The 18880-nt window shown below is 74.2% G+C and carries 20 protein-coding genes; 6 read left to right on the top strand and 14 right to left on the bottom strand.

The window, feature by feature from the left end; all coding sequences use genetic code 11:
* Positions 1-27: 27 nt before the first annotated feature.
* The 3 genes from groL to LN652_RS17780 form a co-directional block, all read right to left on the bottom strand.
* On the bottom strand, positions 28-1647 hold the full coding sequence (gene groL, locus LN652_RS17790) for a chaperonin GroEL (protein WP_230441915.1): 1620 nt from the start codon (positions 1645-1647) through the stop codon (positions 28-30).
* Positions 1648-1730: 83 nt separating this feature from the next.
* Entirely contained in the window at positions 1731-2024 is a 294-nt protein-coding gene (gene groES, locus LN652_RS17785; RefSeq protein WP_211733286.1) for a co-chaperone GroES, read from the bottom strand.
* A 158-nt stretch (positions 2025-2182) separates the two neighbouring features.
* Entirely contained in the window at positions 2183-2662 is a 480-nt protein-coding gene (locus tag LN652_RS17780; protein ID WP_230441914.1) for a hypothetical protein, read from the bottom strand.
* Here LN652_RS17780 and LN652_RS17775 point away from each other — a divergent pair.
* A complete protein-coding gene (locus LN652_RS17775) occupies positions 2649-3428 on the top strand; it encodes a THUMP-like domain-containing protein (protein WP_230441913.1) in 780 nt (259 codons plus the stop codon). The two genes, LN652_RS17780 and LN652_RS17775, sit on opposite strands and share 14 nt — an antisense overlap.
* Before the next feature lie 87 nt (positions 3429-3515).
* On the opposite strand, the gene LN652_RS17770 is transcribed toward LN652_RS17775, so the two are convergent.
* Positions 3516-5303 (bottom strand): glycoside hydrolase family 3 protein, encoded by a 1788-nt coding sequence (locus LN652_RS17770; RefSeq protein WP_230441912.1) that lies wholly within the window; start codon positions 5301-5303, stop codon positions 3516-3518.
* A 235-nt stretch (positions 5304-5538) separates the two neighbouring features.
* The gene (locus LN652_RS17765; protein ID WP_230441911.1) at positions 5539-5997 is read right to left on the bottom strand and encodes a GNAT family N-acetyltransferase; all 459 of its coding nucleotides are present in this window, start codon (positions 5995-5997) and stop codon (positions 5539-5541) included.
* A gap of 294 nt (positions 5998-6291) precedes the next feature.
* Here LN652_RS17765 and LN652_RS17760 point away from each other — a divergent pair, with 294 nt between their 5' ends.
* The gene (locus LN652_RS17760) at positions 6292-6963 is read left to right on the top strand and encodes a helix-turn-helix domain-containing protein (RefSeq protein ID WP_230441910.1); all 672 of its coding nucleotides are present in this window, start codon (positions 6292-6294) and stop codon (positions 6961-6963) included.
* Between the two features lie 113 nt (positions 6964-7076).
* Here LN652_RS17760 and LN652_RS17755 read toward each other — a convergent pair whose 3' ends face one another.
* Both LN652_RS17755 and LN652_RS17750 read right to left on the bottom strand, forming a co-directional pair.
* Entirely contained in the window at positions 7077-7697 is a 621-nt protein-coding gene (locus LN652_RS17755; protein ID WP_230441909.1) for an MBL fold metallo-hydrolase, read from the bottom strand.
* Complete coding sequence (locus LN652_RS17750; protein ID WP_230441908.1) at positions 7697-8815, bottom strand: S-(hydroxymethyl)mycothiol dehydrogenase; 1119 nt, start codon at positions 8813-8815, stop codon at positions 7697-7699. The genes LN652_RS17755 and LN652_RS17750 overlap by 1 nt, the downstream gene beginning before the upstream one ends.
* Before the next feature lie 215 nt (positions 8816-9030).
* Between LN652_RS17750 and LN652_RS17745 the strand changes: the two genes are divergently transcribed.
* Together LN652_RS17745 and LN652_RS17740 are read left to right on the top strand one after the other, a co-directional pair.
* Positions 9031-9582 (top strand): SigE family RNA polymerase sigma factor, encoded by a 552-nt coding sequence (locus LN652_RS17745; RefSeq protein WP_230441907.1) that lies wholly within the window; start codon positions 9031-9033, stop codon positions 9580-9582.
* An 85-nt stretch (positions 9583-9667) separates the two neighbouring features.
* On the top strand, positions 9668-10810 hold the full coding sequence (locus LN652_RS17740; protein WP_230441906.1) for a hypothetical protein: 1143 nt from the start codon (positions 9668-9670) through the stop codon (positions 10808-10810).
* A gap of 32 nt (positions 10811-10842) precedes the next feature.
* On the opposite strand, the gene LN652_RS17735 is transcribed toward LN652_RS17740, so the two are convergent.
* A complete protein-coding gene (locus LN652_RS17735) occupies positions 10843-11481 on the bottom strand; it encodes a hypothetical protein (RefSeq protein WP_230441905.1) in 639 nt (212 codons plus the stop codon).
* Positions 11482-11591: 110 nt separating this feature from the next.
* Between LN652_RS17735 and LN652_RS17730 the strand changes: the two genes are divergently transcribed.
* On the top strand, positions 11592-12005 hold the full coding sequence (locus LN652_RS17730) for a hypothetical protein (protein WP_230441904.1): 414 nt from the start codon (positions 11592-11594) through the stop codon (positions 12003-12005).
* Between the two features lie 3 nt (positions 12006-12008).
* Entirely contained in the window at positions 12009-13496 is a 1488-nt protein-coding gene (locus tag LN652_RS17725) for a hypothetical protein (RefSeq protein ID WP_230441903.1), read from the top strand.
* Between the two features lie 80 nt (positions 13497-13576).
* Here LN652_RS17725 and tsaD read toward each other — a convergent pair whose 3' ends face one another.
* From tsaD to alr, 6 genes are read right to left on the bottom strand one after another with little or no spacing between them, the layout of a single operon-like run.
* Entirely contained in the window at positions 13577-14623 is a 1047-nt protein-coding gene (gene tsaD, locus LN652_RS17720) for a tRNA (adenosine(37)-N6)-threonylcarbamoyltransferase complex transferase subunit TsaD (protein ID WP_230441902.1), read from the bottom strand.
* Complete coding sequence (locus LN652_RS17715; RefSeq protein WP_230441901.1) at positions 14616-15071, bottom strand: GNAT family N-acetyltransferase; 456 nt, start codon at positions 15069-15071, stop codon at positions 14616-14618. Before LN652_RS17715 ends, tsaD begins: the two co-directional genes overlap by 8 nt.
* Positions 15068-15745 carry a tRNA (adenosine(37)-N6)-threonylcarbamoyltransferase complex dimerization subunit type 1 TsaB gene (tsaB, locus tag LN652_RS17710; RefSeq protein WP_230441900.1) on the bottom strand — a complete coding sequence of 226 codons (678 nt, stop codon included), beginning with the start codon at positions 15743-15745 and terminating at the stop codon, positions 15068-15070. The genes LN652_RS17715 and tsaB overlap by 4 nt, the downstream gene beginning before the upstream one ends.
* 10 nt (positions 15746-15755) lie before the next feature.
* Positions 15756-16646 carry a tRNA (adenosine(37)-N6)-threonylcarbamoyltransferase complex ATPase subunit type 1 TsaE gene (gene tsaE, locus LN652_RS17705; RefSeq protein WP_230441899.1) on the bottom strand — a complete coding sequence of 297 codons (891 nt, stop codon included), beginning with the start codon at positions 16644-16646 and terminating at the stop codon, positions 15756-15758.
* Positions 16643-17707, bottom strand: a complete 1065-nt coding sequence (locus tag LN652_RS17700) for an alpha/beta fold hydrolase (protein WP_230441898.1) — start codon at positions 17705-17707, stop codon at positions 16643-16645. The genes tsaE and LN652_RS17700 overlap by 4 nt, the downstream gene beginning before the upstream one ends.
* The gene (alr, locus tag LN652_RS17695) at positions 17704-18879 is read right to left on the bottom strand and encodes an alanine racemase (protein WP_230441897.1); all 1176 of its coding nucleotides are present in this window, start codon (positions 18877-18879) and stop codon (positions 17704-17706) included. Before alr ends, LN652_RS17700 begins: the two co-directional genes overlap by 4 nt.
* Position 18880: the final 1 nt, after the last annotated feature.

The following is an 18880-nucleotide window of genomic DNA, read 5'->3' as shown; positions in this document are numbered from 1 at the left end:
CCTCGAGGCTCGTCGGAGAGGGGTGGATCAGTGGCCGTGGCCGTGACCGTGTCCGGCGGCGGCCGGCTCCTCGTCCTCGGGCTTGTCGACGACCAGGGTCTCGGTCGTCAGCAGCATCGCGGCGATCGAGGTCGCGTTGACCAGCGCCGAGCGGGTGACCTTGACCGGGTCCAGGACGCCCTGGGCGACCAGGTCGCCGTACTCGCCGGTGGCGGCGTTGTAGCCGTTGCCGACGCCGAGCTCGCGGACCTTGGCGGTCACGACGTAGCCGTTGACGCCGCCGTTCTCGGCGATCCAGCGCAGCGGCTCGTCGGCGGCCTTGCGGACCACGCGGACGCCGGCGGCCTCGTCACCGGTCAGGCCGAGGTTGTCCTCGAGCACCGACACGGCGTGGATGATCGCGGAGCCACCGCCGGGGACGATGCCCTCCTCGATCGCGGCACGCGTCGCGGAGACGGCGTCCTCGATGCGGTGCTTCTTCTCCTTCAGCTCCACCTCGGTGGCGGCGCCGACCTTGATCACGCACACACCGCCGGCCAGCTTGGCGAGGCGCTCCTGGAGCTTCTCGCGGTCCCAGTCGGAGTCGGTGTTCTCGATCTCGGCCTTGATCTGGTTGACCCGGCCCTCGACGGCGGAGGCGTCGCCCGCACCCTCGACGATCGTGGTGTTGTCCTTGGTGATGACGACACGACGCGCCTGGCCGAGGACCTCGAGGCCCACCTGGTCGAGCTTGAGGCCGACCTCGGGGGCGACCACCTGGCCGCCGGTGAGGACGGCGAGGTCCTGCATCATCGCCTTGCGGCGGTCACCGAACGCGGGGCTCTTGACCGCGGCGACGTTGAACGTGCCACGGATCTTGTTGACGACCAGCGTCGAGAGCGCCTCGCCGTCGACGTCCTCGGCGAGGATGAAGAGCGGCTTGCCGGTGGCGATGACCTTCTCGAGGACCGGGAGCAGCTCCTGGATCGAGGAGATCTTGCCCTGGTGGAGAAGGATGTAGGGGTCGTCGAGGACGGCCTCCATCGACTCCGGGTCGGTGACGAAGTAGGCCGAGATGTAGCCCTTGTCGAACTGCATGCCCTCGGTGAACTCGAGCTCGGTGCCCATGGTGTTGGACTCCTCGACCGTGATCACGCCGTCCTTGCCGACCTTGTCGAAGGCCTCGGCGAGCAGGTCGCCGATGTGGCTGTCGCGGCTCGAGATCGTGGCGACGGACGCCATGTCCTCGCGGGACTCGACCTCGCGGGCGGCCTCGCGCAGCGCGTCGCCGACGGCCTCGGCCGCCGCGTCCATGCCGCGCTTGAGGCCCATCGGGTTGGCGCCGGCCGCGACGGCGCGCAGGCCCTCGTGGACCATGGCCTGGGCCAGGACGGTGGCGGTGGTGGTGCCGTCACCGGCGACGTCGTTGGTCTTGGTGGCCACCTCCTTGGTGAGCTGGGCACCGAGGTTCTCGAACGGGTCGTCGAGCTCGATCTCGCGAGCCACGGTGACACCGTCGTTGGTGATCGTGGGGGCGCCCCACTTCTTGTCGAGGACGACGTAGCGGCCCTTGGGGCCGAGCGTCACCTTGACGGCGTTGGCGAGGGCGTCGACGCCGCGCTCGAGGGCGCGGCGGGCGTTCTCGTCGAACTCCAGGATCTTGGGCATCTGTGTGCTCCTAGGAAGGGTTGATCAGGGCCTGACGTGCACGGATCCCGGCCGGCACGAAGCCGGCCGGGATGCCAGGTGCGTCAGGAGACGACGGCGAGGACGTCGCGGGCGGAGAGGATCAGGAACTCCTCGCCGGCGTACTTGACCTCGGTGCCGCCGTACTTGCTGTAGATGACCTTGTCACCCACCGCGACGTCGACCGGGACGCGGTTGCCCTTGTCGTCGACACGACCGGGGCCGATCGCGAGGACCTCGCCCTCCTGGGGCTTCTCCTTCGCGGTGTCCGGGATGACCAGGCCGGAGGCGGTGGTCTGCTCGGCGTCGAGCGGGCGGACGACGATGCGGTCCTCGAGGGGCTTGATGTTGACCGACACTTCGGATCAACCTCCACTTTCTCTGGCACGTTTTCTTCAGGACGTGGTCCCGTGGAGTGATCGGCACGCCGTCGCGGGGATCGAGCCGGAGCCACGGGCATTGGCATTCTCGGGGTGAGAGTGCCAAGGCTGACGCTAGCACTCTCCCCAACCGAGTGCTAGCACAGGCCGTTCCCGACCCGACCGACGTCCGCGCCGCCTGACAGGATGCGGGCGTGGAGCTCGAGACGCTGGCGTGGTTGCGCACCTCCGACGGCACCCGGTTGCTGGAGGTCGCCGCGCAGGCGTGGGCCGAGCACGCGGGCGATCCCGTCCGGGTCGCCGGCGCCGTGCGCCGCGTCGAGCCGGACCCCGAGCGGGCCGCGGCCGCGACGACCCAGGCCCAGCTGCGCGAGCGGGGGGTGGCCAAGCTGGGCGAGGCCGCACGCCTGATGTTCTTCACCCCCGACGCGCTCGAGCAGTCGACCCGGGCGCGGGTCGCGGCGCACCGGGCCGCACGGCTGGCGGCCGCGATCCCGGGCGGCAGCGTCGTCGACCTCGGCTGCGGGATCGGCGGCGACCTGGTGGCGCGCGCGCGCCGGGCTGATCGCCGCGGGCGTCGAGCTCGACCCGGTCCGCGCCGCGATGGCGCGGGCCAACCTGGACGCCCTCGGCCTGCCGGGCGCGGTCCAGACCGGCGACGCCACGGCGCTCGACCCGCGCGGCTTCGACGCCGCCTTCGCCGACCCCGCCCGCCGCAGCGGCCGCGGCCGCGTCTTCGACGTCGACGGCTGGACCCCTCCGTGGCCGTGGGTGCTCGACCTGCTCGCCCGGCGCGCCCTGGTGAAGGTCGCGCCCGGCATCGACCACGACCTGGTCCCGCCCGGGGTGGAGGCGGAGTGGGTCAGCGACGGCGGGGAGGTCAAGGAGGCCGTGCTGTGGTCCCCCGACCTGTCCACCACCGACCGGAGGGCCACCGTCATCGGCGCCACCGGGCTGGCGACGCTGACCGACGAGGACTCCCCCGCCGCCGGCGAGGACGCGACGCACGTGCGCGACGTGGGCGCCTACCTCTACGAGCCCGACGGCGCGGTGATCCGCGCCGGCCTGGTCACCGCGGTGGCTGCGGGGGTCGGCGGCGGGCTGGTCGACGAGCACATCGCCTACGTCACCTCCGACGAGTCCTTCCGCACCCCGTTCGCCCGCGGCTACCGCGTCCTCGAGGAGCTCCCCTACCGGGAGCGGCAGCTCCGCGCCGCGCTGCACGAGCGCGGCGTCGGTCGCCTCACGATCAAGAAGCGCGGCGTGCAGGTCGTGCCGGAGGAGCTGCGCAAGCGGCTGGCGCTGTCCGGCGAGCGCGAGGCCACGATCGTCCTGACGCGGGTGGCCGGTCGCGGCACCGCGCTCCTCGTCGATCCGTTCTGACGCCTCGCCCTGCTCGTCGGGCCCTGCTCGTTGCGCCCTGCTCGCCGACGACGGGTCAGCAGCCGGCTCGGCCGACGCCCGGGACCGTCACCGGGAGCCGTCCCGGCGCCGCGGCCTCGCCGCGCAGCACCTCGACGAGCACGTCCATCGCCGCCGGGGTGTCCCCGTAGGTCGCGATCCGGGTGGGCGCGGCGACCTGGCCCAGCACCCACGGGCTGTCGGTGGCGACGGCGACCTCACCGTCGACCGGAGCGTCGTGGTAGCCGGTGAATCCCACCGAGGTCCCGACCGGGAGGCGCGCGTCCTCCTGCGCGGTCCAGCGGGCGAGGCGCCGCTCGCGACGCACCTCGTCACGCCTCCACTCGCGACGGCGCTCGCGGTAGTGCCGGCGCCCCTCGTGCCGGCGCCGCTCCGGCCGGGGGTGCGCGCGCACCAGCCGCGCAGGCGGCGAACGGCGCAGCAGCACCTCCAGCCCGGCGCGGCGGCCGCGGCGGTGAAGGCCGCCACCGCCCCTGAGTCGCCGTAGGGATGGACGCTCGCCCCGACGAGCGGGCCGGTGCAGGCGCCGTCGGTCACCGTCACCGCCGCCGCCGAGAGCTCGCGGGAGGCCGCCCGAGCCGCCCCGGTGGCTCCCTCGGTGGCTCCCTCGGTGGCTCCCTCGGTGGCTCCACCGGTGGCTCCCCCGGTCGCTCCTCCGCCGTCGCGCAGGTGGGTGAGCAGGGCGACCTGCCGCGCCGCGGCCTGCTCCAGGCGCCGCCGCGGGAGCGCGCCGGACCGGACCGCCCGCACGAGGGCCGTCCGGGCGAGCGCGGGCGAGGGCGGCATCAGCAGCACGTCGGCGCCGGCCCGGACCGCCTGCACGGCCGCGCGGCCCGCGTCGCGCCCCCGCGTGACGCCCGCCATGTCGAGGGCGTCGGTCACGACCAGGCCGCCGAACCCGAGGTCGTCGCGCAGCAGCCCGGTCACCACGGGACGGGACAGCGACGACGGGACCCCGCGGTCGACCGCGCGCACGTCGAGGTGACCGACCATCACCGCGGGCAGCCCCGCCCGGACCGCCTCGCGGAACGGCACCAGGTCGGAGCGCTCGAGCTGCCTGAGGGTCTTCGTCTGCACGGGGAGCGTGACGTGGCTGTCGGCGGGCACGGACCCGTGGCCCGGGAAGTGCTTGACCACCGGCAGCACCCCCGCGCTCGAGAAGCCGCCTGCCGCCGCGACGACGTGCTCGGCCACGAGAGCCGGGTCGGACGAGGCGGACCGGGACCCGATCGTCGGATCCCCCGGCCCGGAGGTCACGTCCGCGTCGGGCGCGAAGTCGACGGTGAAGCCCAGCCCGCGCAGCTCCGCGCCGCTCGCGGCGTACGCCCGCCGCGTCAGGTCGGCGTCCCCGGCGGCGCCGGTGCTCATGAAGGTGGGGAAGCGGGTGGCCACGCCTCGCAGCCGCTCGACCACGCCACCCTCCTGGTCGACCCCGAGGAACAGCGGCCACCCCCGCTTGCGCTCCGAGCGCGCGAGCGCCCGGTTCACCGCCCGGACCTGCCCGGCCGACTCGACGTTGGCGTCGAACGCGATCACCCCGCCGAGGTGCAGGTCGTGCACCATCCGCACGGGCGCGCGGGTCCCCGACCACGACGCGACGATCAGCTGACCTGCGAGGTCCGGGAGCCTCAGCCGGGCCACCTGGTCGGCCGCACGATCGAGCTCGGCACGGTCGGGTCCCCAGCCCTCGACCAGCCCCAGCTCCTCGGACGGGCCGGGTGGCGCCTCAGCCGCCGCGTCGGACGCGGCGCCGCCGGCAGGCTGGGCCTCGCCCGACGACTCCTCGCCGCCACCGCTGCTGTCGCACCCGGCGAGCGACGCCGCGAGGGCCAGCACGAGACCAGCGGCGCTCCCCCGCGCCCGCCACGACCACCCGCCACGACTCCTCGATGCCACCGACTCATCGTGACACGCGCCGCGCGGGTCGCGGAGGGGTGCCCGGCCGGCCCGGGCGGTGCGCGTTGTGGCGGGACGTACGGCGGAGCCAGACGTGCGGTCGAGCCTGACGTGCGGCCGAGCCAGACATGAGGCCGAGCCGGACGCGCGTGCAGCGTGGGAGCACTGCTCCGGTTCAGGGTCGTCCGTGTCGGTCTGGCCGAAGCCACGGCCAGGCCTCCGCCAGCCAGTCCCGCACGGCACCGGCCAGCGCCTCGTCGAGACGGGCGTGGTCGGCTCGGACCCACGACTGCACCTCGACGTCGTGCTCGGGCGAGGCGGACGGGTAGAGGTAGACGCACCCGATCACCTCGCCGGAGGAAGTCGAGAGGACGGTGAAGGTGAACCCGCGCCGCGCCTCGAAGTCGCCTGCGTGCCGCGTCAGGTCCGCGAGGTTGTCCTCGGCGCTCATCCCCTCCAGCGGGGGCCACCGCCCGTCGGGATAGCCCGGGGTCGCGCGGATGTGCTCGATGCTGGAGGACCACGCCGCCAGGTCGGACTCGTTGTGCTGCGGCCCGAGCGGCTCGAGGCGGAACTCCCGCGCGACCAGGGACCGAGGTGGTTCGAAGCCTGCGGGGACGAACGGCTCGCTCATCCCTCGACGGTAGCGCCGACGCCAGCCGGGTGACGTCGCGTCGCCCCGTCAGCCGCCCCGGTTCGGCCCGCCGGGGTTCGGCCCGCCATGGCACCTGAGTCGCTCAGCGACTCAGGTGCCACTGTCGCCAGAGGGGGGGGCTCCGGCACCTGTGCCGCGGAACGGGACCGGCCAGCGTGGACCACTTCGGGGTCACAGAGCTGTGGACGAAGAATGCCTGTGGAGGACGGACTCGTCGTTGTCGGTGGCCGGGAGTGGGATCGACGGACGACACCCGGCCGTGGAGGAGGACCGATGACGATCAGCGTGCAGCGGGTCGATCCGGAAGCGATGAGCGAGTGGACCGACGCCGAGGTCGACGCGTACCTGCTCGGGCCGCACGACGGCGGGGTGCCGGGGCTCGTACGACGCGTCCGGCGGATCCTGGACGTCTCGCAGCGGGGTCTGGCGGCGATCCTCGGCGTCTCGCAGTCGCGGGTCGCCCGGTGGGAGACCGCGCGCACGAGCCCGCGGGCCGACGTGGTCGTGGAGATGTTGCGGCTCGCGCGGGTGCGCGTCCGGCTCCTCGACGAGGAGACGGGTGCCGAGGTGGAGCCGATGCGCGACGACGGCGGGCGCGACCGGGGTCGCCGGCGGTACCCGGCGCACGTCGACCTCGAGGTCACCGGGTGGTGGGTGCCCCGGGACGCGATGACGACCGGCCTCGATGCGCGATGGCGGGCCCGGTCCCGGCGCTGGCAGGTGCCGCGGGTGCGCTACCACCACGCTCCCTGGCGTCGGGTGCTGCGTCGGGTGCGCGGGACGCCCGTCGACCACCCGGCACGCCCCCAGCTGGTCGCGGAGGCGATCCACCTCGACGAGGTGCGCGAGGAGCGCCTTCGCCGCGCGGTGGCGCTCCGTCCGGTGCGGCCCGCGCCTCCCCCACCCGACCTCGGCCCCGGCGGCGACTGGGTCCTCGACGACTGACCGGTCGAGGGCGGGACGCCGGGGGCCGGAGTCCCGACCTCGGCCGGCGGCGACTGGGTCCTCGACGACTGACCGGTCGAGGCGGGACGCCGGGGGCCGGAGCCGGGGTGGCGTCAGACGTTGGCCTTCTCGGCGCCGATGGTGGTGTCCGCGCCGTGACCGGTGTGCACGACGGTCTCGTCGGGCAGGTCGAACAGCCGGCGACGGATCGACTCCTTGATCACGTCGGCGTCCGAGTAGGAGCGCCCGGTCGCGCCGGGGCCGCCTTCGAACAGCGTGTCGCCGGTGAAGACGCAGCCGAGGTCGTGGACGTAGAGGCACACGGCCCCCGGCGCGTGGCCGGGGGTGTGGATCACCGTGACCGCAGCACCGCCGATGGTCAGGGTCATCCCGTCGGACAGGTCGACGTCCCAGAGCTCGGCGCCCGGCTCGTCGCCGCCGTGGGTGAGCTCCCACAGCGGGCGGTCGTCGGGGTGCAGCAGGATCGGCGCGCCGGTGGCGACCCGCAGCGCCGGGGCGACCCGGACGTGGTCGTCGTGGGCGTGGGTGCACACGATCGCCTTCACCGCGCGGTCACCGACCACGCGCATGATCGCGTCCACGTCGTGCGGGGCGTCGATCACCAGGCACTGCTCGTCGTCACCGACGACCCACACGTTGTTGTCGACCTGGTGCGTCTCGCCGTCGAGCGAGAACGTCCCGGACACGACCGCGTGGTCCACTCGCGCCGTCATCAGAGGACCACCACAGACCTGAGCACGTCGCCGCCGTGCATCTTCTCGAACGCGGCCTCGACGTCCTCGATGCCGATCTCCTCGGTCACGAAGGCGTCGAGGTCGAGACGACCCTGCTGGTAGAGGTCGACCAGCATCGGGAAGTCGCGCGAGGGCAGGCAGTCGCCGTACCACGACGACTTCAGCGAGCCGCCGCGACCGAAGACGTCGATCAGCGGGATCTCGGGGACCTTCATGTCCGGGGTGGGCACGCCGACGAGCACGACGGTCCCGGCCAGGTCGCGGGCGTAGAACGCCTGCTTCCACGTCTCGGGGCGCCCGACGGCGTCGATGACCACGTCGGCGCCGCCCTCGTGGCCCGTGCCGTCCGCCGGCGGGGTCAACGACCGGATCGCCTCGACCGCGTCGTTCTCCTTCGAGTTCACGGTGTGCGTCGCGCCGAGCTTCTTCGCGGTCTCCAGCTTCCGGTCGTCGATGTCGACGGCGATGATCCGCGCCGCGCCGGCGAGCGCCGCACCCGCGATCGCGGCGGCACCCACACCGCCGCAGCCGATGACGGCGACGGTCGAGCCGCGACCGACGTTGCCGGTGTTGATCGCGGCACCGAGCCCGGCCATCACGCCGCACCCCAGCAGCCCGACCGCGGCGGCGCGGGCGGACGGGTCGACCTTCGTGCACTGCCCGGCCGCCACCAGCGTCTTCTCCGCGAAAGCGCCGATGCCCAGCGCCGGCGAGAGCTCGGTCCCGGCGAGGTCGCCCTCGGCCAGGGTCATCTTCTGGGTCGCGTTGTGGGTGGCGAAGCAGTACTGCGGCTCGCCGCGGTTGCAGGCCCGGCAGTCGCCGCACACGGCGCGCCAGTTGAGGACCACGAAGTCGCCGGGGGCCACGGACGTCACGTCGGGGCCCACGGCCTCGACGACGCCGGCCGCCTCGTGGCCCAGGAGGAACGGGAAGTCGTCGTTGATGCCGCCCTCTCGGTAGTGCAGGTCGGTGTGGCAGACCCCGCAGGCCTGCACCTTCACCACGGCCTCCCCCGGGCCCGGGTCGGGGACGTTGATCGTGGTGAGCTGGACCGGCTCGCCCTTGGCCAGCGCGACCACTGCCTTGACCTGCTGCATCTGTGTGCCTCCTTGCACGAGGGGGTGTCACCGCAGAGCCTCGCAACGCGGTCCAAGCCCCGCAACACCGGGTCCGCTCCCGGATGCAACCGTCCCGGCGCCGTCCGCGTCCTCATCGCGACGAACCCGCCGCGCGACACGCGCGAACCACCGGCAGCAGCGCGGAGCGGGGCACCACGAGGATGATCGAAGGGTCCGTGAGGATGGACGGAGCAGTGACGACGAGGACCGAGGCGGAGGTGCCACGGGGGTCGGGCAGGGACGCCGACTTCTCGGCCTACATGGCTGCCCGCCAGGCGGCGCTCTACCGCACCGCCTACCTCCTCGCCGGCGACCACGCCGGCGCCGAGGACCTGCTGCAGAACGCCTTCGCGAAGCTCTACCTCTCGTGGGACCGCATCCGCGACCACGGCGCCCTCGACGGCTGGGTCCGCCGGGTGATGGTCAACGACCACAACTCGCTGTGGCGCCGGGCCTGGAAGCGCCGCGAGCACTCGACCGAGCGGCTGCCGGAGGCCGGGGCCAGCGACAGCTACGACGACGGCCTCGGCGGCGAGCTGTGGTCGTTCGTCCAGACGCTGCCGCCGAAGCAGCGGTCCGTGGTGGTGCTGCGCTACTACGAGCAGCTGAGCGAGGCCGAGATCGCCGACGTGCTCGGCATCTCGACGGGGACGGTCAAGTCGCAGGCCAGCCGGGCGCTGGCCGCGCTGCGCGCACGCGCGCCCCAGTCACTCAACCCCCACGAGTCCGGAGACGACGTCCGATGAACCACTCGCCCCTCGAGGACCAGGTCCACGACGCGCTCGCCCGCCGGGTCGAGCCGCTGCACCCCGCGCCCTCACGCTCGACGGCGTGCGCCGCCGCGCCCGCCGCATCCAGGTCCGCCGCCGCGTCACCGCCGGGGTGGCCGTCGCGGCCGCGCTGGCCGTCGCCGTCCCGGTCGGGCTCGCGCTCGACGGACCGGTCCGTCGCACCGAGCAGCCGCCGGTGGACCGTACGCCCGGCGTCGTCGGCACGGTGCGGGTCGACCCGCGCAGCGCGACCGTCGGTGCCGGCCCGGGCACTCCGCTGACCGACGTGACCGCGCGGACCGTCACCCTGGGCGACGAGGTCGTCGCGCTGCCGGAGGCCTACGAGCAGGCCACGCCGTACGGCGACGGCTGGCTCGCCGCGCGGCAGGACGGGGACGGTCGCTGGACGCTCGACCGGCTGACCGCGGACCTCGAGGTCGAGGACAGCACGCAGGGCAACAGCCTGTTCACCGTCTCCCCCGACGGGTCGCGCTACGCCGTGGCGTCGTTCGACGGGGTCGACACCTGGTTCGTCATGAACTACGACACGGCACGCCAGGAGCCGGAGCGTCCGTGGGCTGCGGTCACCCAGGGCCCCGACGGCTCGGAGGTCGGCACGGTCGGCTTCCTCTCCGACGACGAGGTGCTGACCTACCGGCTCGACCAGGCGACCGGCACGATCTCCTACCTCGTCGCCAACGGCGAGCAGCTCACCCCGTACGACGGCCTCGAGGGCGCGCAGAGCGCCTCCCCCGCCACCGGGATGGTCGCCGGCAGCACCGCCGTCGACGACGGACGGTCCTGCGCCGCCACCTTCGACGGGCGCTCGCGCTCCGCCGACCCGCTGTGGACCGACTGCGACCGCGAGCTGGGCCAGTTCAGCCCCGACGGCAGCCTCCTCGTCGCGTTCGGCGCCAGCGACCCGGGCGCAGGCGGCGACGAGTCGGGGGTGTCGGTCCTGGACGCCACGACCGGTCGCCCGGTCGTCGACTTCGAGGTCACCCCGGTCCGCGACCGCGTCGTCGGGATCGCCACGCAGGTGGTCTGGGAGGACGACGAGCACCTGCTGGCGACCTACTCCGACGGCGACCAGCAGTGGGTCGTGCGCCTCGGCGTCGACGGCAGCGTCGAGCGGGCGGCGGGTCCGGTCACCGTCGACCTCGGCACCGTGGGCCTGCGACTGACCCCGGGCCGCGCACGCTGAGGCCGGACGCTGGGGCCGGACGCTGGGGCCGGTCAGTCCAGGTCGGTCTTGAAGCTGGCCAGCAGCCGACCGATGACCTCCTGCTGCCCCTCCTCGTCGAGCGGTTCCGGGAACCCCCGCTTCTCGAAGGTGATCCTGATCAACCATGCCGAGTCCAGGAAGAGGATCCCGTAGGTGTGGATCTCCTGGACCGGGTCGCTGGTGGTGTCGAGCCGGTGCCACGCGCGGTACTTGCCGCCCGCGACGGCCTCCTCCTGCGCGACCTGCTTCTTCGGGCCGCCGCTGTCCTGCACCCAGTCGCGCTCGAACGCCTCCAGCGACGTCGCGACGTTGACGTCGGGCAGGAAGGTGACCGAGCTCTGCCCGTCGCCCCACCCCTGCAGCACGCCGTAGTCGGTGACGTGCCGGTAGGTCGACAGCGCGTGGATGCTGGCGCCCGGCACCTTGATCCGCGGGCCGTCCGCCGGCGGGTAGGACGTCGGCAGGCCCTCGATCGGCTCCGGTGACTCCGACTCCGACGGCGACGGCGAGGGAGACCCCGAGGCCGCACCCGACGCCGCGTCGGCAGGGTCGTCGGCGCCGTCACCGGACGACCCGCACCCGCTGGCCAGGACGGCCACCGCGAGCCCGGCAGCGACGAGCGGACGAAGACGGGTTCCCCGAGCGAGCATGGCGCGACCATACCGGGGCCCGGGTGGGCGACGGGACCGAGATGCTGCGCCGCCGAGATCACCCGCATAAAGTGGGTTTCGGCCATGTCACCCGGGGGAAAGGACAGACCATGCTGCCGCTCGAAGACAGGGAACTGCTCACCCAGACGATGGTGGGGCTCAACATCGATCCCTACACCACGCAGTCCCTGATGGAGTCCTTCGACCTCGCCGCCCTCGGCATGGAGAAGGACGAGGTCACGCCCGTGCAGGACACCGCGTTCGGTGACTCCTACACCGGCGGCTACCGCCTCGCCACCAACGTCAACATGGCCCACGTCCGGATCCGCGAGGAGCTGCTCAACATGGCGGCCGGGCTGCGCGGGATGAGCGGCTCGGTCGAGGAGTTCAGCAACGACCTCGAGCGCACCACCGAGCAGACGCAGGCGACGATGGCGCGCCTCCAGACCTCCACCGACTGCGTCGCCTCGCCGTCGTTCGCCGCCGGCGACACGTGCACGCTGCCGACCACGGACGAGGGCTGAGCCATGACCAAGGGACCCCACCGCCTGAACCTCGACCAGTACCTCGACTCGGCCGCCGAGGGCGCCGTCAAGAACGCCGGCCAGGACTGGAAGAAGAAGGCCGACGACCTCCAGGTCCTCGCCGAGGCGCTCAACCGCGCGGCCGAGCAGGCCGAGCTGCGCATCGGCGAGCAGACCCTGACCGGCCCCGCCCTGCGCGCGAGCATGGAGAAGTCGTCGGCGTCGATGACGACGAAGGCCGACCAGCTGCGCGTCGCCGGCGAGGCGCTGCGCCAGGTCGGCGACCAGATCTCGGACACCCGCGACTCGCGTGACGCGATGGCCGACCTCGGCACCAAGCCGGCGGCCTACCAGCCGCCCGCCAGCACCACGGGCATGCCGCCGAGCAAGGAGGAGCTCCAGGCCCAGGCCGACGCCTCCCAGGCGCGCGACAACGAGCGCAGCGCGTGGCAGTCGCAGTACGACAAGCAGGAGGCCAAGTCCCTCGCCCTCACCAAGGCGATGGACGCGGCGTTCCTCGGCGCCATCCCGCCGATGCAGGCCATCCACGGCCAGCCCGACCCCACGGAGCCCCCGCCGACCGTCCCCGGCGGCCCGGGCGGCACGTACCTCCCCGGCACGCAGGCGCCGCCGGTGACCGGCGGCGGCGCCGACGGGAACGGCGGCCGGGAGACCGGCATCACGCGCAACCCCACCATCGTCATCGGGGAGCCGGTCGACAACGAGCACGGGACCAAGCACCCCCCGCGGCCGCCGGAGACCACGCCGACCACCCACCCCACGACCACCCCCACCACGACGCCGACCACGACGCCGACGACGACCCACACGGTCCCGACGCACGTGCCGAGCACGTCGGTGATCGGGTCGTCGCAGGACGGGATCAGCTATCAGGGCCCGTCCGGATCGGCTCCGGGCTCGGCCGGCGCGACCGGCGGCTCGGGCGGCGCGACCTCGGCCGCCGCCCTCGGCGGAGCAGGCGGCGCGGGTGCCCTCGCCGGCGGCGCGGTCCGCTCGGCGGGGTGCCGACCGCGGCCAGCGGCGGTGCCGCCACCCGCCCGATCGGCTCGACCGGCCGGACCGGCAGCGCCAGCGCCCTCTCCCGCGGCACCGGCTCGACGACCGGCGCGTCCGCCTCCCGTACGACCGGGACGGCCGGCACGACGGGCGCCTCCTCGGCCGCACGGTCGGCCGGGACCACCGGGTCCGCGGGCGGGCGCGGCAGCGCCGGCTCCCGCGGCGCGGCCGGAGGCTCGACCGCCGGCTCCCGCGGCGCGGCCGGTGGCTCGACCGCCGGCTCCCGCTCGGGCGGTCGCGGCAGCAGCGGCGCCCGGAGCGCCGGCGCCGGCTCGGCGGGCGGGCGCGGCGGTCGCCGCTCGGAGGACGAGAAGGCGCAGGGACGCGACGCCCTGGTCTACGACCAGGACTGGCTCGGCGACGACGACGTCGCCCCGGGCGTCCTCGACTGAGGTGTCCCCGGCCGCGAGGTGATGCGCGGTCGGGGTGATCGTGATGCAGGTCCCCGCTCCCGGGCGGGGACCTTCGTCATCCCGGACCGCGCGGGGCGGCGGTCAGGCGACGACGGTCGTGATCGGCTGCGAGGAGTCGGCGGGCAGGTCGAGCAGCGACGGCGTACGGCCCCGCAGCACCAGCTCGGAGCCGAGCGCGGCCACCATCGCGCCGTTGTCGGTGCACAGACCCGGACGCGGCACCCGCACCCGGATGCCCCGGGCGCCCGCGCGCTCCTCGGCCATCGCGCGCAGCCGGCTGTTGGCGGCCACGCCGCCACCGATGAGGATGTCCTCGATGCCGCGGCTCGACGCCGCGTCGATCGCCTTGCGGGTCAGCACGTCGCACACCGCCTCCTGGAACGACGCGGCGACGTCGTGGACGTCGATCGAGACGCCCTCGCGCTGCTGGGTCTCCACCCAGCGCGCGACGGCCGTCTTGAGGCCGGAGAAGGAGAAGTCGAAGCGGTGCCGCTCGAGGTCGCGGCGGCTGGTCAGCCCGCGGGGGAAGTCGATCGCCACGCTGTTGCCGCTGCGCGCGGCCTTGTCGATGTGGGGGCCGCCGGGGAACGGCAGCCCGAGCAGCCGGGCGACCTTGTCGAAGGCCTCCCCCGCCGCGTCGTCGATCGTCGCGCCCATCGGCTCGACGCCGACGGTGACGTCGGTGACCTCGAGCAGGCTGGAGTGGCCGCCGGAGACCAGCATCGCCAGGCACGGCTCCGGCAGCGGGCCGTGCTCGAGCTGGTCGACCGCGACGTGGGCCGCGAGGTGGTTGACGCCGTAGATCGGCTTGCCGAGCCCGAGGGCGAGCGCCTTGGCGCTGGCCACCCCGACGAGCAGCGCGCCCGCCAGCCCCGGCCCGCTGGTGACGGCGACGGCGTCGATGTCGCTCAGCGCGATCCCGGCGGTCTCCGCGGCCCGCTCGATCGTGGGGACCATCGCCTCGAGGTGCGCGCGGCTGGCGACCTCGGGGACGACGCCACCGAACCGGGCGTGCTCCTCGACGCTGCTCGCGACCGTGTCGGCCAGCAGGGTGTGGCCGCGCACGATGCCGACACCCGTCTCGTCGCACGACGTCTCGATGCCCAGGACCAGCGGCTCGTCAGTCATGGGCGGTCGCCGTCCTCGTGCGGGCCGCACCGGGCAGCCACCGGCACATCACCAGGGCCTCCGACCCGTCGCGGTAGTAGTGCGGTCGTACGTCGATCACGCTGAACTGGCGCGCGACGTAGAAGCCGAGCGCCTCGGCGTTGGCGACGCTCACCTCGAGCAGCATCCGGGACGCGTCGTCGGTGCCGACGAGCATCTCGTCGAGCAGCAGCGTCGCCAGGCCGCGGCGCCGCGCGTCGGGGCGGACGCCGATGCGGAGCAGGTCGACGATGTCGCCGGCGCTCATGGTCACGGCGTAGCCGGCGAGGTCGTCGGTCACCACGAAGCGGCGCCCGGGCCCCTCGATCTCCTGGCGCACGAGCGTCTCGCTCCACGCGTCGTCGCCGAAGAGCTCGCGCTCGAGCGCGACGAGGGCGGGCAGGTCGGCCAAGGTGGCGGGTCGGATCACGACATGGTTCCTGAGGAGTCGAGGGACGAGACGTCTCGAAGGGCGGGCTTTCTGGGTGCGCCGGCGACCGCGTCGGGACGCCGGAGGTAGAGGGGTTCGGGATCGAGCAGCTCGACGTCCTCGGCGCTGACAGCCGCCGCCATCCAGGCGGCGCTCGGGCGGGTCACCCCGAGCGGGTTCGAGAACGCGTCCGGGTAGAGCCCCGGTCCGGCGCCGGCGACCGGCGCGTCGGTCGCGACGTCGGCGGGACGGGTGACGACGGGTCCCTCGAGGCGGCGCCCGTCGGCGTCGTAGGAGGCGAGGTAGACCTCCTTGCGCCGCGCGTCGGTGGCGACCAGGAAGCTGTCGGCGGTGGCGCCGGTGCCGACGACCTCGACGGCGACGGCGTCGAGCGAGCACACGCCGTAGACGGGGAGGTCGAGCACGAAGCCGAGCGTACGGGCGGTGACCAGCCCGACCCGCAGGCCGGTGAAGGGGCCCGGACCGACGCCCACGGCGATCGCGGTGAGGTCCTGGCGGACGATGCCGGCGTCGTCCATCGCGCGGGCGATGAGCGGGGCGAGGTGCTCGCCGTGCTTCATCGGGACGGTCGACGAGTGCTCCACCACCACCCGGTCGCCGTCGTGGAGCGCGACGGTCACCAGCGAGGTGGCGGTGTCGAAGGCGAGCAGCACGGCGTCGAGGTTACTGGCCCACGACCCAGCGCAGGGAAACGCGGCGCGGGTCGAGATCGTCGGCGGACGCGGTCTCCCCCACCGTGCGCTCGATCAGGACCTCCAGCCGGGAGTCGGCGAGGCCCTCGGCGAGGCCCGCGCCCCACTCCACGACGGTCACCGACGACTCCAGCGGCGTGTCGAGGTCGAGGTCGTCGAGCTCGTCGAGGCCGCCGAGCCGGTAGGCGTCGACGTGCACCAGGTCGGGTCCGCCGACCAGCGAGGGGTGGACCCGCGAGATGACGAACGTCGGCGACGTGACGCCGCCGCGGACCTGCAGCCCGTCGCCGAGGCCCTGCGTGAAGGTGGTCTTCCCGGCGCCGAGCTCGCCGGTCAGCACGACCAGGTCCCCGGCGACGAGGGTGCGGCCGAGCCGCTCCCCCAGCCCGCGCATGGTCTCGGCCTCCGGGGCGTCGAAGGACGTCCCGAGCCACCGCGCGAGCTCGACGTAGGGGCTGCGGCGACCGGTCTCCACGAAGCCGAGCGCCTCCCAGAAGGCGACCGTGTCGGGCAGCTCCTCGCGGGCCAGGACGCGGACCGCGGAGTGGCCGAGCGAGGCGTCGACGGCAGCGTCCACCAGGGCGGTGGCGACGCCCTTGCCCTGGGCGGCCGGCGCGACCCCGAAGCGGCGCAGCACCATGCCGTCCGGCCCCGGGTCGAGCACCACGCACCCGACCGGCTCGCCGTCGACCGTCGCCAGCAGGCCGCCGCGGCGGCGCAGCATCCGCCCCACCGACGCCAGGTCCTCGGCCATCGCGTCGGCGGGCGGGTCGAGCGGCGGGCGCGCACCGAACGCGTCGCGGACGACCGCGAGCACCTCGGCGGCCGCCTCGGGACCGACGCGGCGTACGTCGACGCTCATCGCGGCTCCTCCTTCTCGGCCAGCGCGATCAGGTCGTCGATCTCGGCGATCACGTCCCGGTGCCGCTCGAGGAGCACCATGTGGCCCGCTCCCTCGCACTCGAGCAGGCTCGAGCCCGGGATCCGGCTGTGCAGCTTGCGGCTGTGCCCGACGGAGGTGATCTTGTCGTCGGTGCCGCAGATGATCGCGGTCGGGACCGTGCCGAGCGCCCCGAGGTGGTCGAACTTGTCGAGCGAGGCGAAGGCCGGGTAGAAGTCCGCCACCACGGCGAACGGCGTCGAGTTGAGCATCCCGTAGACGAACTCGACGAGGGTCGCCGGGACGTCGTCGCCGAAGGCGTAGCGGTCGGTGAACACGTCGGCCACGGCGTGGCCCCACGTACGGGCGAGGTCGACGACCCTGTGCCCGCGGTCGAGGGTGCGCACGGCCCGGCCGACGAAGCGCCCGCCGAGGCCGAGCGGCAGCATCGGGAACAGGATCCGGCCCGGGTCGAGCCCGCCGGCCGTGGTGGAGACCAGCGCGGCGCCCATCACGGTCTCCCCGAAGAGCTCGGGGAACTGCTCGGCGAGCGAGATCACCGTCATCCCGCCCATCGAGTGGCCGACGACGACGCAGCGCCCCGGCACGGTGTCCTCGATGACCCGGCGCAGGTCGGAGCCGAGCTGCTCGATGGTGCAGTGGTCCTCCGGGGAGCGCGCGGAGCGGCCGTGGCTGCGCTGGTCGTAGAACACCGTGCGCACCTGCCCGCGGTAGGCGGCGCGCTGGTAGTGCCAGCTGTCGAGGTTGAGCGAGTAGCCGTGCACGAAGACGACGGTGAGGTCGTCGTCGGTCGAGGCGGGCCCGCCGAAGTCGGCCGGCTCGTCGATCTCCACGTGCAGGTCGACCGCGTCGTCGGTGACCACCACGCGCGGCGCGCTGCGCAGCGCGCCGAGGGCGACCTCGTCGCCCGCCTGGCGGTTGCCGATGACCCGACTCTGCCGGGCGATGCCGACGGCCCCGGCGGCGGCGGCCAGACCGGCCGCACCGACGACGGTCCCGAAGATGCGCCCCTTGACGCTCATGGTGCGGTCCCTTCCGTGTCCGGGTCGGCGTCGGAGTCGACGTGGCGGCGCACCATGCGGCCGCCGAGCCGCGTCACGATCTCATAGCTGATCGTGTCGGCAGCCTCGGCCCAGTCCTGAGCAGTCGGCTCGCCCCGGTCGCCCGGGCCGAGGACGAGCACCTCGGTGCCGGGCGGTGGGAGCTCGCCGTGCAGGTCGACGACGAGCTGGTCCATGCAGACCCGTCCGCGCACGGGGCGCCGCGAGTCCTCGACCCAGACCGACGCGCTGTTGCTCGCCGCGCGCGGGATGCCCTCGCCGTAGCCGACGGGCACCACGCCGACCGTGGTGTCGCGGTCGGCGACCCACGTGTGGCCGTAGGAGACGCCGTCGCCGGCCGCGATCGGCTTGCTCATCAGCAGGCGGGCGCGCACCGTCATCGCCGGTCGCAGGCCGACGCGCGGGCTGACGCCGGGAGCCGGGTCGAGGCCGTAGGTCGCGATGCCGCAGCGGACGAGGTCGAAGTGGGACGAGGGGCGCAGCAGCGCGGCTGCGGAGTTGGCGAGGTGGGTGACGTCGGGGTCGAGCCCGGCGTCGGCGGCGAGCGCCAGGGCCTCGCGGAAGGCCGCCTCCTGCGCGTCGTTGGCCGGGTGGGCGGGCTCGTCGCTGGCCGCGAGGTGGGACCAGACCCCGGTGACCCGGATCCGGCCGGCCCGCTCGTGGGCGGCGGCCGCGGCGAACAGGTCGCGCCACTGCGCGCGCGGGGAGCCGCCGCGGGACAGGCCGGTGTCGACCTTGAGCTGGACCCGCGCGCCGTCCTCGCCGTGCGCGCCACCGACCGCGGCGACCTCGTCGAGCTCGGCGACGGTGTAGGCCGTGACCTCGACCCCCGCGGCGACCGCGGCGGCGAAGTCGTCGCCGGGTGCGCTCAGCCAGCACAGCAGCGGTCCGTGGTCGCCCGCGGCGCGCAGGGCGAGCGCCTCCTCGAGGGTGGCGACCCCGAGCCAGTCGGCGCCGGCCTCCCGGGCGGCGGCGGCCGACTCGACCATGCCGTGGCCGTAGCCGTCGGCCTTGACGACCACCATCAGCGCGACCGGACCGTCGGCGGAGACCAGGTCCTTCAGGACCCGCACGTTGTGCCGGATCGCCGCCACGTCGACCACGATCTCGGCTCGATGCGCGGGACCGGTCATG

Origin of the sequence: Nocardioides okcheonensis (assembly GCF_020991065.1) — a bacterium.
Taxonomy (GTDB): domain Bacteria; phylum Actinomycetota; class Actinomycetes; order Propionibacteriales; family Nocardioidaceae; genus Nocardioides; species Nocardioides okcheonensis.
The sequence above is the reverse complement of the archived record's forward strand: the minus strand, read 5'-3'. Positions and strand labels throughout refer to the sequence as shown.

Excerpts from the sequence above, each read along its gene's own strand:
- groL (WP_230441915.1), bottom strand. The coding sequence starts at position 1,647 with ATGCCCAAGATCCTGGAGTTCGACGAGAACGCCCGCCGCGCCCTCGAG.
- LN652_RS17775 (WP_230441913.1), top strand. The coding sequence starts at position 2,649 with ATGGCGCGGGCCAACCTGGACGCCCTCGGCCTGCCGGGCGCGGTCCAG.
- LN652_RS17765 (WP_230441911.1), bottom strand. The coding sequence starts at position 5,997 with ATGAGCGAGCCGTTCGTCCCCGCAGGCTTCGAACCACCTCGGTCCCTG.
- LN652_RS17760 (WP_230441910.1), top strand. The coding sequence starts at position 6,292 with ATGACGATCAGCGTGCAGCGGGTCGATCCGGAAGCGATGAGCGAGTGG.
- LN652_RS17755 (WP_230441909.1), bottom strand. The coding sequence starts at position 7,697 with ATGACGGCGCGAGTGGACCACGCGGTCGTGTCCGGGACGTTCTCGCTC.
- LN652_RS17750 (WP_230441908.1), bottom strand. The coding sequence starts at position 8,815 with ATGCAGCAGGTCAAGGCAGTGGTCGCGCTGGCCAAGGGCGAGCCGGTC.
- LN652_RS17735 (WP_230441905.1), bottom strand. The coding sequence starts at position 11,481 with ATGCTCGCTCGGGGAACCCGTCTTCGTCCGCTCGTCGCTGCCGGGCTC.
- LN652_RS17730 (WP_230441904.1), top strand. The coding sequence starts at position 11,592 with ATGCTGCCGCTCGAAGACAGGGAACTGCTCACCCAGACGATGGTGGGG.
- LN652_RS17725 (WP_230441903.1), top strand. The coding sequence starts at position 12,009 with ATGACCAAGGGACCCCACCGCCTGAACCTCGACCAGTACCTCGACTCG.
- tsaD (WP_230441902.1), bottom strand. The coding sequence starts at position 14,623 with ATGACTGACGAGCCGCTGGTCCTGGGCATCGAGACGTCGTGCGACGAG.
- tsaE (WP_230441899.1), bottom strand. The coding sequence starts at position 16,646 with ATGAGCGTCGACGTACGCCGCGTCGGTCCCGAGGCGGCCGCCGAGGTG.
- LN652_RS17700 (WP_230441898.1), bottom strand. The coding sequence starts at position 17,707 with ATGAGCGTCAAGGGGCGCATCTTCGGGACCGTCGTCGGTGCGGCCGGT.
- alr (WP_230441897.1), bottom strand. The coding sequence starts at position 18,879 with ATGACCGGTCCCGCGCATCGAGCCGAGATCGTGGTCGACGTGGCGGCG.